Here is a 13,719-nt window from a genome sequence, read left to right on the forward strand (position 1 = left end):
TTTATTTTGTTTTTCACGTTTAAACATTCACCGCAAGAATTATTAGTTATAAGGTTCCTGGAGTGGAATTCAACTGGCTTTTTAGCTTAACAACAAAATCGCCAGTAAAATCCACTTTCTCGCCAAACTCATTAGGATAACTGGCCTTTTAGGAATACCGAAGTAAAGAAGCATTTAATTGACACAAAACATACAAAACAGTGTAGACACAGTGTTTACATTTCCTGTTACGATAGATTAAACAAGAAGCTTTTTATATAACAGAACTCTCAATACACTTTTTTATCATAGTACAGGTAGTTAATAAAATTATTAATAACTACAACGAAATACCTATACAGACACATTGTTCATATTTTCACAAATATGTCACACTAAAACTGTAGTAGTCGTAGTATGATTAAAGTGTGATAACTGTTATATACACATAAATTATTGAGGTGAACAGGAAATGGAACATTGGAAAGGTTTTAAACCAGGTGCCTGGCAGGAAGAAATCAACGTACGTGACTTTATTCTAAAGAACTACACTGAATATACTGGCGACTCAAAATTCCTTGAAGGAGCGACTGAGGAAACACTCCAATTGTGGCAGCAAGTAATGGACTTAACTAAACAGGAGCGTGACAATGGCGGCGTCCTTGACATGGATACCGAAATCGTTTCTACCATTACATCACATGGTCCAGGGTATCTTGATAAGTCAAAGGAAAAGGTTGTCGGTTTCCAGACAGATCAGCCATTCAAACGTTCCATGCAGCCATTTGGCGGCATTCGCATGGCTAAAGCAGCGTGCGAAGCATACGGTTATGAATTAGATAAAGAAGTGGAAAAAATCTTCACCGACTTCCGTAAGACCCATAACCAGGGTGTATTTGATGTTTATACGAAGGAAATGCTCCAAGCCCGTAAAGCCGGCATCATCACGGGCCTTCCTGATGCATACGGACGCGGCCGCATCATCGGCGATTACCGCCGTGTTGCACTATATGGTGTCGACTTCCTTATGGAGCAGAAGAAGACAGACCACGAAACGACAAGCAGCATCATGACAGAGGATACAATGCGACTCAGAGAGGAAATCTCCGAGCAATACCGTTCCCTTAATGAATTGAAGCAGCTTGCAGCGGGTTATGGATATGATATATCAAAGCCTGCCACAAACGCAGCAGAAGCATTCCAATGGGTGTACTTCGCTTATTTGGCAGCGATAAAAGAGCAAAACGGCGCAGCAATGAGCCTCGGACGTGTCGCAACATTCCTGGATATCTACATTGAACGTGACCTGCAAAACGGCGCTTTATCCGAAAAGGAAGCACAGGAGCTAGTCGACCATTTCGTGATGAAATTGCGGCTTGTTAAATTTGCCCGAACTCCTGATTACAATGAATTATTCAGCGGCGACCCGACCTGGGTAACGGAGTCAATCGGCGGAATGGCGCACAGCGGTAAATCTCTCGTTTCAAAGAACTCTTTCCGCTTCCTGCATACACTGGATAATCTGGGTCCAGCTCCAGAACCTAACCTGACAGTCCTTTGGTCTCCTTCCCTGCCAGAGAACTTCAAGAAATATTGTGCGGAGATGTCAATCAAAACCAGCTCCATCCAATACGAGAATGATGATTTAATGCGGTGTGAATACGGCGATGACTATGGTATTGCCTGCTGTGTATCAGCGATGGAAATCGGCAAGCAGATGCAGTTTTTCGGTGCGCGTTCCAACCTGGCAAAGGCTCTGCTCTACGCAATCAACGGCGGTGTTGATGAAAAGCTCAAGGTCCAGGTGGCTCCTGGGTTCAGTCCGATCACTTCAGATATTCTGGACTACAAGGAAGTAATGGCAAAGTTCGACGGTATGATGGAATGGCTTGCTGGCCTGTATATCAATACACTCAACGTCATCCATTACATGCATGATAAATACAGCTATGAAAGAATTGAAATGGCGCTGCATGATACGGAAGTCCTGCGCACGATGGCAACCGGCATCGCCGGCCTAAGTGTTGTAGCTGATTCCTTAAGCGCCATAAAATACGCGAAGGTAAACGTCATTCGTGACGAAAACGGCATTGCCGTTGATTTCGAAACTGAAGGCGACTTCCCGAAATACGGAAATAACGATGACCGGGTTGACAGCATTGCAGTGGAAATTGTGAAGACCTTCATGAAGAAGCTTCGCAAGCATCCAACCTATCGCAACTCTGTACACACCATGTCCATACTGACCATTACCTCAAATGTCGTATATGGCAAAAAGACTGGAAACACCCCTGACGGAAGACGTGCAGGAGAGCCATTCGCACCGGGTGCAAACCCAATGCATGGCCGCGATACAAAAGGAACACTCGCTTCCCTGTCTTCTGTGGCAAAACTGCCTTACAGCTACGCAATGGACGGCATTTCAAACACCTTCTCCATCGTGCCAAAAGCGCTTGGTAAGGATGAAGATAGCCGCAGCAATAACCTGGTATCCATCCTTGATGGCTATGCAATCAAAGAAGGACATCACCTAAACGTGAACGTATTCAACAGAGAAACATTGCTGAACGCAATGGAACATCCTGAAGAATATCCTCAGCTGACAATTCGAGTATCAGGATATGCTGTTAACTTTATCAAGCTGACACGCGAACAGCAGCTGGATGTTATCAATCGTACATTCCATGAATCCATGTAATTCACTTGCCGGAACGATCGGCTTTTCCAGGAGGTTCTGCCAGATGGCAGGAACCTCCTAATCAGAAAGGAGCAAATCATCATGAACGGAAACATTCATTCAATCGAAACTTTTGGGACGGTAGACGGACCGGGAATCCGCTATGTCATTTTTACTCAAGGATGCCTGCTTCGCTGTCAATTTTGCCATAATGCAGATACCTGGGAAATCGGTACGGGGAAAAGCATGTCTGTTTCCGAAATCATCGATGATTTGAAATCCTACCTTCCTTTCATCCAATCGTCGGGAGGCGGCATCACCGTCAGTGGCGGTGAACCACTATTACAAATTCCTTTTATCACCGAACTTTTTAAAGAGTGCAAGAAACTTGGCATCCATACAGCCATTGATTCTTCAGGCGGCTGTTATTCAAGCGCCCCGCTGTTCCAGCAGCAGCTAGCGGAACTGTTGAATTATACTGACTTGATTCTTCTGGACTTAAAACACATCAACCGGAAAAAGCATATTAGTTTGACTGGGATGGCAAATGATCACATCCTGGAATTTGCCCGCTACCTGTCCATTCGTGAAGTGCCCATATGGATCCGACACGTGCTTGTACCAGGCATTACAAATGCAACCGATGATCTGACTAATCTTGGAGATTTCATTAGTACACTTGAAAATGTACGAAAGGTAGAAGTGCTCCCATACCATAAACTCGGCGTCTATAAATGGGAGGCTCTGGGACTTGAGTATCCACTGAAGAATGTTGAACCGCCTGGGGATGACGAGGTGGAGCAAGCGCATCAGTTGTTGACAGCCCATCTAAAGCTGGTTAATTAGCAGAAACAGCAGGCATTCACCTGCTGTTTTTTCTGCATACCTTTTTGATATTTTTCTAGTATGATGGACTTATCAGCAGCACGGAGGGATTTGATGTATCAACTTTTTACCGAGATCAGCAATTTCTTAAGCGGGCCATTCTTCAACCTGGTCAATGAATTTGAAAGAATCCCTATATTTGCAAGCTTCCTTCTTGGATTAGTCGGTGCTCTAGCACCCTGTCAGCTTACAGGAAATATCGGCGCGATTACCTACTATGGAAACCGCAGCATGCAATCCAAAAGCCAATGGATGGCCATTGCATTCTTCATCCTTGGAAAAATCACGGTTTTTTCTTTGCTCGGACTGGCTGTCTGGTTGATAGGACATGGGTTCCAGGAAGCACTCCCGGGATTTTTTTCGTGGTTTCGCAAGTTGATGGGCCCCTTGTTCATACTGATCGGTTTAAGCCTCGTCGGTGTATTTGCATTTCATTGGATCAGCCGAGTGACATCCCGACTGCCTGAATGGAAAGGCAGCGGCTTGACAGGGTCATTTTTAATGGGGGTCAGCTTTTCAATTGCGTTTTGCCCAACGATGTTCTCCCTGTTCTTTTTCACCCTGATGCCAATCGTTCTCAGTTCTCCATATGGAGCGGTTCTTCCCTCCTTATTTGCGATTGGAACATCGATTCCGCTGATTGTTTTTGCCGGCATCATTTCTTATATCGGTCTAGATGGCTCACTGATGAAAAAAAGCCGCAGATTCGGATCATTCGTGCAAAAAGCGGCCGGGTACACAATTATTTTAATTGGAATACTTGATACGATCACGTATTGGGGCTAAGAGGAACAATCCTTATTGATTATAGTAAGAAAAAAGCCATAGGGTAAACCATGGCTTTTCTCTTACTATGCGATATTCATAGTCTCCTTGTATCCAGGCTCACAATTGATGCAAACACGCTCATCATAATCGTCAGTGTTGACGTCTTCCCTGTTATATTCAACTGCGCAAAGGTCGCACTCTATCATTACTTCCGATGGATCTTCTGCTGCTTCCGGAATAGAGTCATTCACTTTTAACTCTCCCACCCATATGCCGGTGACGCTGGACATTTCATTTTCTATATATTCTTTCGCTGCTTCTTCTGTTTCCCACACGCCATGGTCCCAAAGCATCTCGTCAGCATCCCCTGAATTGATCATTAATCCGTAAACAACTTTCATCATTGCTACCCCTTTCAAATAGGCGCTGTTTTGTTCTATATACTTAGCCCTTTTTCTACCATTTCAAACCACGATGGTCTATGAAATAGATGGTAATGAAACTTTTCCCTTTTGGGTTCGTATATGATACTATTCTTGTTATAGGTTTAGGATGGGGTGATGGCATGCTGGTGGAATTATATGCACAATCAGTTGACGCAACGGCAGTTTACAGCGTTTACTTGACCTTGCTCATCAGTCTGACGATGTCCGCATTTTGGATCATCCAAGACACGTCCTTTATCGATTCCTGTTTCATGCAGGTTACATTCGAGCCTTCCGCTTCTGAAACAGCCTTTAAAAATAAAGCGGACCTGGGGATGAAACTTCACCTCCAAATCCTGAAAGTAATCAAAATAAAAATTGATCCCGGTGATGAGGACCAACATTTTTCTCCTGATTTAAAAACAAGATAATTTTAGGAGGAGAAAAATGAAAAAGTTCTACACCATGATCTTGATTCTATTTTTACCATCTGTTTTAACCGGGTGCCAGGGGCTGACAAGCGACGGCTCATTTTTCCAGTCTACTTTTATACAGCCATTCACCTGGCTGATCCACATCCTTGCCGGTCTTACTGGCGGAAGCTTCGGCCTGGCGATCATATTGATCACACTGCTCATTAGACTGGTATTAATGCCGCTGATGTTAAAGCAATATAAAAAACAGCAGGATATGAAAGAAAAGATGGAAGTCCTTAAGCCTCAAATGGATGACATCCAAAAAAAGTTAAAGGACACAAAGGATCCAGTTAAACAGAAGGAACTCCAGCAGGAAATGATGGCACTCTACCAGAAGCATGGGGTAAACCCGCTTTCGGTCGGCTGTCTGCCGATGCTGATTCAGATGCCAATCCTGATGGGTTTGTATTATGCCATCAGCAGTTCAGAGGAAATTGCCAGTCACTCCTTCCTCTGGTTCAATCTAGGCCATTCCGACATTCTGATTACAGCCGCAGCTGGCTTAATTTATTATTTTCAATTCAAGGTGTCTATGTCGAATGTATCGCAGGATCAAAGAAATCAAATGAAATTCATGGGGCTACTGTCCCCTATGATGATTGTTATTTTCTCATTAAACGCACCATCCGCCCTACCTCTTTACTGGACGATTGGCGGAATTTTCTTGATTATCCAGACCATGCTGGCCAGGAAAATCTATGGGGTTAAAGAAAACCCCTTAAAAGTTGAACAACAAATATAATTTATGAACATTTCTGGATATAGTTGACAGCTGATTTTCCCTCAAGTTATACTTTGACTTAACAATACCTGAAGGGAATGGTAAAGAGCCGATGAAGAACTAATCTTATTTTCAGCCCGCTTTTTCAATGAAGAAAAAAGTGCTGCCCGGAAATAGGATTAGTCTGCTCATTTTGCCATTCCTTTTGATTTTCATCACTGAAGCAAGCATGAATCTGCCACTGGCAATTTCATGCCTGTTTGGAACTGGATCAATTCAAACGGATGCAAAGCAGAACCTCCCGGGAGCACCTGGGAGGTTTTTTAAATGGATAAAATACACACCTTCAACCAATAGAGCAAAAATTGAAAGGTGGATTTTATATGACCATAATGAAAATAAGAGCTATACAAAAGAGCTTTAATGAAAAACAAGTAATACAAAATGCGGAATTCGATATAAAAAAAGGCAGCCGAATCGGTCTGGTCGGAAGCAATGGGGCAGGCAAGACGACACTGGCTAATATCATCTATGGAACTACAATGCCGGACAATGGCACGGTAGAAACAATAAACGGCTCGTTGAACATTGGCTACCTGAAGCAATCAACGGATTATTCAGTTCATGAGTTTAAAAATACTTTCTCATTGGCAGAGAACGGTTTACTTCATCTGTCTAGTCAGCTGGGACTCTCTTCAGATCTGGATTGGCATGATCCTGATTGGGAAAAATTAAGCGGCGGTGAAAAGTTGAAGCTTTCGCTGGCCCGGATCTGGGCAAGTCATCCTGAAGTGCTGATTCTCGATGAGCCTACCAATCATCTTGACCTTCACGGTGTAAATTGGCTGATCGCTGAACTTACCGTCTTCAAAGGAGCAGTAATCATCATTTCCCATGATCGCTACTTCCTCGACCAAACCGTAACTGAAATTATCGAGATCGAAGACGGGGTCACTAAATCATTTTCAGGGAACTATTCAGTCTACCGGCAGGAAAAACAAAAGCTGTATGAGACCCAGCTTCACCAGTATGAAATTCAACAAAGACATAAATTGCAAATTCAGCAGCAAATTTCTAAACTCAAGAACTGGTCAGAGAAAGCCCATCGGGATTCAACCAAACAGGGCACGAATTCTGAGAGAAGGCTAATAGGGTTCAAGGAATACCATCGGGTGAAAGCTAAGAAACTGGATAACCAGGTTAAGTCCAAATTGAAACGCCTGAAAAACGAACTTGAAAAAAATGAAGTAAAACAACCTAAGGAAGAAGCAAAAGTCTGCTTTGAATTTATGGAAAGCCGGAAACGTGGAAAGAGAATCCTTGAAGCCCGCAAATTATCTAAGCAGTATGGCCAACGCTGCTTATTTAAAAATAGCCATTTTTATATGAACCATGGTGAAAGGATGGCCATCTTAGGCAAAAACGGCAGCGGAAAAACAACTCTTTTAAAAATCCTGCTCGGAGAGGAACTTCCTGCTGAGGGTGATATTTGGATTAGTGAAACTTTAAAGATCGGGTACCTGAGCCAGGATGTATCCGACCTCCCTCTCAATCAAACCATAATTGAATATACAGGTCTGACGGACAGGGATTCTCTCCGGAGGGCACGGACCATTTTGTCCAATATAGGCCTTAGTGAAGAAAAACTCATGGTTCCGATTGGTCAGCTCAGCCTTGGTGAACGAACAAGAATCAAACTGGTCATGATGCTCTTGGAAGAACTGGATTTGCTTATCCTGGATGAACCAACAAACCACCTTGACTTAGCCAGCAGGGAAAGTCTTGAAAGGACCCTGCTAGAGTTCAGTGGTTCAATATTGGCCGTTTCGCATGATGTTTTTTTCCTCGAGAAAATCAGCGAAAAACTTCTAGTCATTGAGGAAGGGAAAATTGTCAGAAGTGAGTTTGGAATGAAAGAGTATAACAGCTCTCCTGTTCCCCGAAACCATTTAGAAAAAGAAGCGGAGCTGATGATCCTGCAAAATGAAATATCTGCCGTCATCAGTAAGCTCTCTTTCCTTTCCAGGGAGGAAGCCGAGTACAAAGAACTCGATCGCAAACTTACTGAGCTACTGAAGAAAAAAAGAGATTTGGCATAAGCTAAAAAGAAAAACACCTAAACTGAGGTGTTTTTCTTGTTTAGATGACTCTGCCAATCCATAATCCTGCAACTCCTGAGAGGAGCCCGCCAATGTATGTAGCAAGTGTATAAAAAAGGATGGGCTTGGCTCGCTTATTTAAAATCAACTTGACCAGATCTACATTCAAGGTGGAGAAAGTGGTGAACGCCCCCATGAAGCCGACTGCACCGAAAAGGTACAAGTTCCCATGGATTCCTGCGCCGATCATTAAGCCAAGCAAGAAGGAGCCTATCAGATTTACTATGATTGTTGCTAGCGGCACAGTCATAATTGGGGTTATTCTTTGAACCTGAAACCTTAGAAGAGCGCCAGCCATCCCGCCAGCAGCGACCATAACAAACTCAATCATTTAACTCCCACCCCCGGCCTTGATTTATTTTTCGACCCCAGCTTATACCCAGCTGCAGCAAAAAAGAGGCCTCCAAGTACACTAATGAGGATATAGAGAGAGGCCATTCCAATATGGCCTGTTTCCAACAATAGCAATGTTTCAAGACTGAAAGTCGAGAATGTGGTAAATGACCCTGTTATCCCGGTACCGATCGCAGCAGCCCACACAGCATCCAACTTTTTCTGTTCGATCAATCGACTCGTAAACCATCCAAGGAATAAGGATCCTGCCAGGTTGGCAATTAAGGTTCCCGTCGGAAAGCCATCATTTAATATATTTGCCGTAACCAGGCTGAGAATATATCTTAGAAGACTGCCAAGCATTCCGCCCAGAGCTACTCCAATGTATACCATTCGAAACAACCTTCCTGACCAGCTAATTCACTTTCATTTTTTCCTGTAACTGTCCCTTCACGAATGGCCAGTCTTCTTTAATAATGCTGTAAACGACTGTGTCCCTGACATATCCATCAGCAATGATACGATGCTTTCGAAGCATACCTTCTTTATGGGCACCAATCCGGGCAATCGCCGTTTGGGAACGAATATTTCTGCTGTCCGTGCAAAATTGAACCCTGTTCATGCCCAGCTGTTCGAAAGCATGCTGCAACAAGAGGAATTTTGTTTCTGTGTTCACCCTTGTCCGCCAGTATTCCGGCTGATACCATGTCCAGCCAATTTCAAGAGTCTGGTGTGCCAGAGACAGATCAAGATACCTGGAACTGCCGATAATTTTTCCTGTCTCCTGGTCAACCACGACAAATGGAACCTGCGTCCCCTTTTCTCTTTCTGATTCTGCTGTCTCTATCGTCTTTCTCATATCCTCTTTGCTTCTGATTTTGGAGGATGTAAATTCCCATATTGCAGGATTTTTCCCTGCTTCCCACAATTCATCAAGCTGGTCGCCCTTCATGGGGACGAGCAGCAGCGTTGGACCCTTCAGTATGATTTCTCTCTCCATTCTCTCCACTCCCGATATTCTGTTTCATCCATCATACCACTCTTCCATTCAGGCGGAAATAACCAATGCCGCCTGCCTTTTGTTACTTTATTGATGGCTGTTTTCGACTTGATTGTTCTTTTTTTCCACATGAACTTATCGGCCCTTAGGGTTTCTGGATTCTTTTCGAATATGTTCCAAGTCGGATATGCAAAAATATTCGTAAAAACCGATAAGCCGCTTTTTACCTTTCGGGGTGAAGCTACAAGGTTTTACAAGAGCCTGATGGATGGAATGCAAAAAAGCCCAGGATGCCTGAGCTTTGCTTTTTTTTTGCTATTTTACCTCTTCAAAGTACTCTTTGTAGTATCCGCCGACTTTTCCAGAGTTATCGACAATAAAATAAAACTCTTCTGTTTCGTTTTTCAAATCATATTCTTTTCCTGCAGTCAGCTTGTTGTTGACAATATATTTCTTCGCATCTGTATGAACGCATCGTAACTTTTTTATTGTTTCACGTTCCTGCCAATCGATATGGATCATTCTCTGCACTTCCTTTAATTCAGTTTCATATCCTTAAGTATAAAGAAAAGGCGATCCATTTAGCAAGATTTAGCTGGCATTCGCTTCTTCACCGGCAATACGCAAACCGCGAATCTCTGATTGGTTGAACGTCATTGTTTCCCCAGTAATCACGTTTTTTAAAGTTATATAACAAACATCACATATAATGTCTTTACGAATATATTGTAAAAAAGAAAATCGTTCATTTTTATAAATCAGCTCATAAAATCCTTCTGTAGAAAAAACCTTCATGTAAATCCCTCTTTCCAGGATGTATTCATCTTGGTGTTGGCTGTGTCATTCTATACCACCATCTAGACTTGTATTAAACATCCTGGATAAAATAGGTTCTTAAAGGCTATTGATTGGCCTGATTAATTCCTTTCCCTCATTTTTTGCAGAATTGATGTCTGCTGAAACAGGATAAGCCTCCATTAAATCTCCATCAAAAGGAATCAGCAGCTTTTTTAACTCATCGGTCCGAGCCATTGCCGGATCAAGCCACATGTCCAGACTGTCTTCCGGAAGAATGACAGGCATCCTGTCATGCACAGTTTCGGTAACCTTATTGGGAGCAGTTGTGATAATCGTACAGGATGAAATCGTCTTGCCTCCTTTGCTCCAGCTTTCCCAAAGACCTGCTAGCGCAAATGGCCTTCTGCTTTTCAGGACAAAACGATAAGGCTGTTTCTGTTTCCCTTCCTTCTTCCACTCGTAGAATCCATCAGCAAGGATCAGACAGCGCCTTTGTTTAAAAGCATGCTTGAAGCTCGCCTTTTCATCTACTGTTTCTCCGCGTGCATTAATCATTTTATAGCCGACTTTTTCATCTTCAGCCCAGAAAGGAATAAGCCCCCATTTCATATTTGTTCCTTCCCTGCTGCCTTCCCGGTTGATGAGAGTAAGGATCTCCTGCCCTGGCGCAATATTGAACCGAGGTGTAACCTCTCCAGCTATATCAAAGTCGAATTGCTCCTGAAGTGAATCGATGGACTCATATAATGAAAAACGGCCACACATATTTTACCCTTCCCCCATCCGCTTTGTTTTTTACTATACTTCCCTACTACATCAGGAAGTTAAACGGCTCCCTGCCTCTTCAAAAAAAAGCCAGGCTTTAATATGTCCGCATGACTTTACAATAAATTCTTCGTATCTATTTTCTTTTTCATTTTAAACCTAAGCGCAATATTTGCTGCTACAAGAAAAGGTATCAGCGACGCAATTGTAAAGCCAAGCGCATAACCGGAAATACTTTCAGTCGCCACCCTGTCGCTTATACTAAATCCCAAAAAGCTTACGCCTATGCCGTTGCCATCTACATGGTCAATAATTGACCAAAGTTCAATTCCCTTGATAAGGAATAACACGCTTATGACCGAAAGCAGTGAAACCCATAGCCATTTCATGCGATCATACCCCCAAAAATCCCGGCCTTAAAAGGCTCGGATATATACACTATATTATAGGGAGTAATGTTATTAATTAATATATACACATCACAGTTGTAACAAAATGTTCAAAATGATATTCAAAATTTCGCCACAGATAGGATATAATTTGCAAAATTAAAAAGAGTGTGCATATAGCTTCTTAGCCTGCTGACTTTTCCTTTAGTGCGTCACGAAGCAGCGATATGGATTTCTCCACTTTTTCTTTTGGAATCATTGCATAGCCATCACCCAGGCTCATCTCAAAATAACACGAAGAATCACTTGTCTTCCTTAGGTGATTTGTAATCCCTACACCAGATTTTTGGATAACGTCAGCAATCAGAGGTTCAACAGCTTCTATCGGGAAGGAAAAATGGACATGGAACATGTTCGACACAGGTATTTCCGGAACCGTTGAAACCCCAGGACAGTTATTGAAAAAGCATGCCAATTCCTTAGCATGTTCGTAATACCGTCCCATATTATTAGCTCTTTCTTGAAAATAATAGTCCGCTGAAATGATGTAAGGATAAAGGCTGATTAAATCTCCTTCATAACGTCTCTTCCATACCTTGGACTCCTTGATGAACTTTTCTTCTCCCGCTAGGACCGCACCTGCAATTCCGCCGATTCCCTTATAAAAGGATAAATAAATGCTATCGAAAAGATCGCATACTTCCTTGGCTGTTTTCTCATAAAAAGGCAGCACTTCAAGGAGCCTCGCACCATCAAGGTGCAGCTTTATTCCGTTTAGCTTGCAATATCTTGAGATTTCGACGAGCGTCTCAAAATTCGGCAGTTGCCCCCCAATCTCGCGCTGAGGCAATTCGAGCAGCACACATGCCACATCTTCTTCCATGGAGACAATATCTTTCAGATCGATGACACGCGTTTTATCTGCAAGCAAGATCGTTTTAATTTTATGTAATTCCTTCAACCCATCTTCCTCATGTATTTCAAGGTGGCTTAAAGGATGGTACGCAACCTTTGCCAGCCCTTTCTTATCGCACCAGACACGCAATGCGATTTGCTGTGCCATTGTTCCGCTTGGAAAAAAGACAGCACTTTCTTTCCCTAGAAGTGCAGCCATTTTATCCTGGAAATCTTCAATGATTTTTCCGCTCCCATAAACATCACTTTCAAGAAATGGATCAACCTGTTCAAAAGCCTTTTTTAAGACTTCAATATTTCGCCTTCCATGTCCTGCGAATTGACAGCTGGATTGTTTAAATGCTGTTTGCAAACCAGTCAAATCCACCACCCCTTTTATTGATTATTGAATCTGCCCATAAGAACGGTATTATAATAATTTCCGTCGGAAAGAAACTTGTCCTTTCTTAACACTCCTTCAACTTCAAACCCAAGCTTTTCATACAGTTTTTTTGCATTTTCATTTGATTCTAGTACCTGCAGGCTTATTTTTCGAATCCCATTTGCATCAGCCCATGAAATAGATTCAAGCAGAAGGTTTTTGCCCATTCCAAATCCCCAGTACTCCTTCAAAACGCCAATCCCGAACTCAACTCTGTGTCGAAGCCTTTTCAGTTCAGTTCCTTGACAACGTGAGAAACCTGCAAGCGTTCCTTCTGTTTCTACAACTAAAAATAAATTTCTTGAACTTTCGGAGTCTGCTTTAATCAAGGTTTCAAAGCCTTGGGAATCAATGAATGCTTCACCAGGTTCCCTGTCCAGGTTTTCAGTTTCGCCATCGATTTTCAGCCTGAGTTCTGACAAAGCTGAAGCATCACGCTCAACTGCAGAACGGATTGTATAATTCAAACCTTTTACATTAAATAGTTTTTCACTAATCTGCAATTTTCATATCTCCTATACTTTTTTCATTAATTTTATAGACTTGCCCTGTTTTTGTATAGGTAATTTATTCATTGATAAAGCACCTTTCTTACAAAATGTCCGAAGTTGGCAGGACTTCGGACAAAATCAGGTGCAGGAGCACTGAAAATGTCCGAAGTTGACAGGACTTCGGACAAAATCCGGTGGTGAAGCCGTGAAAATGTCCGAAGTTGATAGGTCTTCGGACAAAATCCGGTGGTGAAGCCGTGAAAATGTCCGAAGTTGGCAGGACTTCGGACAAAATTCTGTGCAGGAACAGTGAAAATGTCCGAAGTTGATAGGACTTCGGACAAAATCCGTGGGAGAAGCCGTGAAAATGTCCGAAGTTGGCAGGACTTCGGACAAAATTCTGTGCAGGAACAGTGAAAATGTCCGAAGTTGATAGGACTTCGGACAAAATCCGTGGGAGAAGCAGTGAAAATGTCCGAAGTTGGCAGGACTTCGGACAAAATCCGGTGCAGGAACA

At 42.7% G+C, this 13,719-nt stretch carries 16 protein-coding genes; 6 read left to right on the forward strand and 10 right to left on the reverse strand.

Annotation, left to right across the window (positions count from 1 at the left end; genetic code table 11):
* Nucleotides 1-451: 451 nt before the first annotated feature.
* From pflB to EJA10_RS15260, 3 genes are all read left to right on the forward strand, one after another.
* Nucleotides 452-2,677 (forward strand): formate C-acetyltransferase, encoded by a 2,226-nt coding sequence (gene pflB / locus EJA10_RS15250; RefSeq protein ID WP_125480876.1) that lies wholly within the window; start codon nt 452-454, stop codon nt 2,675-2,677.
* Between the two features lie 81 nt (nt 2,678-2,758).
* The gene (pflA, locus tag EJA10_RS15255; protein ID WP_125480877.1) at nt 2,759-3,502 is read left to right on the forward strand and encodes a pyruvate formate-lyase-activating protein; all 744 of its coding nucleotides are present in this window, start codon (nt 2,759-2,761) and stop codon (nt 3,500-3,502) included.
* 93 nt (nt 3,503-3,595) lie between these two features.
* Nucleotides 3,596-4,327 carry an urease accessory protein UreH domain-containing protein gene (locus EJA10_RS15260; protein WP_125480878.1) on the forward strand — a complete coding sequence of 244 codons (732 nt, stop codon included), beginning with the start codon at nt 3,596-3,598 and terminating at the stop codon, nt 4,325-4,327.
* A 65-nt stretch (nt 4,328-4,392) separates the two neighbouring features.
* On the opposite strand, the gene EJA10_RS15265 is transcribed toward EJA10_RS15260, so the two are convergent.
* Entirely contained in the window at nt 4,393-4,713 is a 321-nt protein-coding gene (locus EJA10_RS15265; RefSeq protein ID WP_246017815.1) for a hypothetical protein, read from the reverse strand.
* Nucleotides 4,714-4,874: 161 nt separating this feature from the next.
* Here EJA10_RS15265 and EJA10_RS15270 point away from each other — a divergent pair, with 161 nt between their 5' ends.
* The 3 genes from EJA10_RS15270 (at nt 4,875) to abc-f (ending at nt 8,030) form a co-directional block, all read left to right on the forward strand.
* Nucleotides 4,875-5,165 (forward strand): hypothetical protein, encoded by a 291-nt coding sequence (locus EJA10_RS15270; RefSeq protein ID WP_125480879.1) that lies wholly within the window; start codon nt 4,875-4,877, stop codon nt 5,163-5,165.
* A gap of 16 nt (nt 5,166-5,181) precedes the next feature.
* Entirely contained in the window at nt 5,182-5,952 is a 771-nt protein-coding gene (gene yidC / locus EJA10_RS15275; protein WP_125480880.1) for a membrane protein insertase YidC, read from the forward strand.
* 362 nt (nt 5,953-6,314) lie between these two features.
* Nucleotides 6,315-8,030, forward strand: coding sequence for a ribosomal protection-like ABC-F family protein (gene abc-f / locus EJA10_RS15280; protein ID WP_125480881.1), 1,716 nt, complete (start codon nt 6,315-6,317; stop codon nt 8,028-8,030).
* A gap of 40 nt (nt 8,031-8,070) precedes the next feature.
* Here abc-f and EJA10_RS15285 read toward each other — a convergent pair whose 3' ends face one another.
* The 9 genes from EJA10_RS15285 to EJA10_RS15325 form a co-directional block, all read right to left on the reverse strand.
* On the reverse strand, nt 8,071-8,421 hold the full coding sequence (locus EJA10_RS15285) for a fluoride efflux transporter FluC (protein WP_125480882.1): 351 nt from the start codon (nt 8,419-8,421) through the stop codon (nt 8,071-8,073).
* Complete coding sequence (gene crcB, locus EJA10_RS15290) at nt 8,418-8,816, reverse strand: fluoride efflux transporter CrcB (protein WP_125480883.1); 399 nt, start codon at nt 8,814-8,816, stop codon at nt 8,418-8,420. Before crcB ends, EJA10_RS15285 begins: the two co-directional genes overlap by 4 nt.
* Before the next feature lie 22 nt (nt 8,817-8,838).
* Entirely contained in the window at nt 8,839-9,423 is a 585-nt protein-coding gene (locus EJA10_RS15295; RefSeq protein ID WP_125480884.1) for a GNAT family N-acetyltransferase, read from the reverse strand.
* Between the two features lie 315 nt (nt 9,424-9,738).
* A complete protein-coding gene (locus EJA10_RS15300; protein WP_125480885.1) occupies nt 9,739-9,945 on the reverse strand; it encodes a DUF6501 family protein in 207 nt (68 codons plus the stop codon).
* 69 nt (nt 9,946-10,014) lie between these two features.
* Nucleotides 10,015-10,218, reverse strand: coding sequence for a hypothetical protein (locus tag EJA10_RS15305; RefSeq protein WP_125480886.1), 204 nt, complete (start codon nt 10,216-10,218; stop codon nt 10,015-10,017).
* 99 nt (nt 10,219-10,317) lie between these two features.
* Complete coding sequence (locus EJA10_RS15310; RefSeq protein WP_125480887.1) at nt 10,318-10,986, reverse strand: SOS response-associated peptidase; 669 nt, start codon at nt 10,984-10,986, stop codon at nt 10,318-10,320.
* 116 nt (nt 10,987-11,102) lie between these two features.
* On the reverse strand, nt 11,103-11,375 hold the full coding sequence (locus EJA10_RS15315) for a hypothetical protein (protein WP_125480888.1): 273 nt from the start codon (nt 11,373-11,375) through the stop codon (nt 11,103-11,105).
* Between the two features lie 184 nt (nt 11,376-11,559).
* The gene (locus EJA10_RS15320; protein WP_125480889.1) at nt 11,560-12,660 is read right to left on the reverse strand and encodes a threonine aldolase family protein; all 1,101 of its coding nucleotides are present in this window, start codon (nt 12,658-12,660) and stop codon (nt 11,560-11,562) included.
* 5 nt (nt 12,661-12,665) lie between these two features.
* Nucleotides 12,666-13,214, reverse strand: coding sequence for a GNAT family N-acetyltransferase (locus EJA10_RS15325; RefSeq protein WP_125480890.1), 549 nt, complete (start codon nt 13,212-13,214; stop codon nt 12,666-12,668).
* Between the last annotated feature and the right edge of the window lie 505 nt (nt 13,215-13,719).

The organism is Mesobacillus subterraneus (assembly GCF_003937825.1).
Taxonomy (GTDB): domain Bacteria; phylum Bacillota; class Bacilli; order Bacillales; family Cytobacillaceae; genus Mesobacillus; species Mesobacillus subterraneus.

Bases quoted from the DNA above. Each gene is read 5' to 3' on its own strand.
- pflA (WP_125480877.1), top strand. From the start codon at position 2,759: ATGAACGGAAACATTCATTCAATCGAAACTTTTGGGACGGTAGACGGA.
- EJA10_RS15305 (WP_125480886.1), bottom strand. From the start codon at position 10,218: ATGAAGGTTTTTTCTACAGAAGGATTTTATGAGCTGATTTATAAAAAT.
- EJA10_RS15265 (WP_246017815.1), bottom strand. From the start codon at position 4,713: ATGATGAAAGTTGTTTACGGATTAATGATCAATTCAGGGGATGCTGAC.
- crcB (WP_125480883.1), bottom strand. From the start codon at position 8,816: ATGGTATACATTGGAGTAGCTCTGGGCGGAATGCTTGGCAGTCTTCTA.
- EJA10_RS15285 (WP_125480882.1), bottom strand. From the start codon at position 8,421: ATGATTGAGTTTGTTATGGTCGCTGCTGGCGGGATGGCTGGCGCTCTT.
- pflB (WP_125480876.1), top strand. From the start codon at position 452: ATGGAACATTGGAAAGGTTTTAAACCAGGTGCCTGGCAGGAAGAAATC.
- abc-f (WP_125480881.1), top strand. From the start codon at position 6,315: ATGACCATAATGAAAATAAGAGCTATACAAAAGAGCTTTAATGAAAAA.
- EJA10_RS15300 (WP_125480885.1), bottom strand. From the start codon at position 9,945: ATGATCCATATCGATTGGCAGGAACGTGAAACAATAAAAAAGTTACGA.
- EJA10_RS15270 (WP_125480879.1), top strand. From the start codon at position 4,875: ATGCTGGTGGAATTATATGCACAATCAGTTGACGCAACGGCAGTTTAC.
- EJA10_RS15295 (WP_125480884.1), bottom strand. From the start codon at position 9,423: ATGGAGAGAGAAATCATACTGAAGGGTCCAACGCTGCTGCTCGTCCCC.
- EJA10_RS15260 (WP_125480878.1), top strand. From the start codon at position 3,596: ATGTATCAACTTTTTACCGAGATCAGCAATTTCTTAAGCGGGCCATTC.
- yidC (WP_125480880.1), top strand. From the start codon at position 5,182: ATGAAAAAGTTCTACACCATGATCTTGATTCTATTTTTACCATCTGTT.
- EJA10_RS15310 (WP_125480887.1), bottom strand. From the start codon at position 10,986: ATGTGTGGCCGTTTTTCATTATATGAGTCCATCGATTCACTTCAGGAG.
- EJA10_RS15315 (WP_125480888.1), bottom strand. From the start codon at position 11,375: ATGAAATGGCTATGGGTTTCACTGCTTTCGGTCATAAGCGTGTTATTC.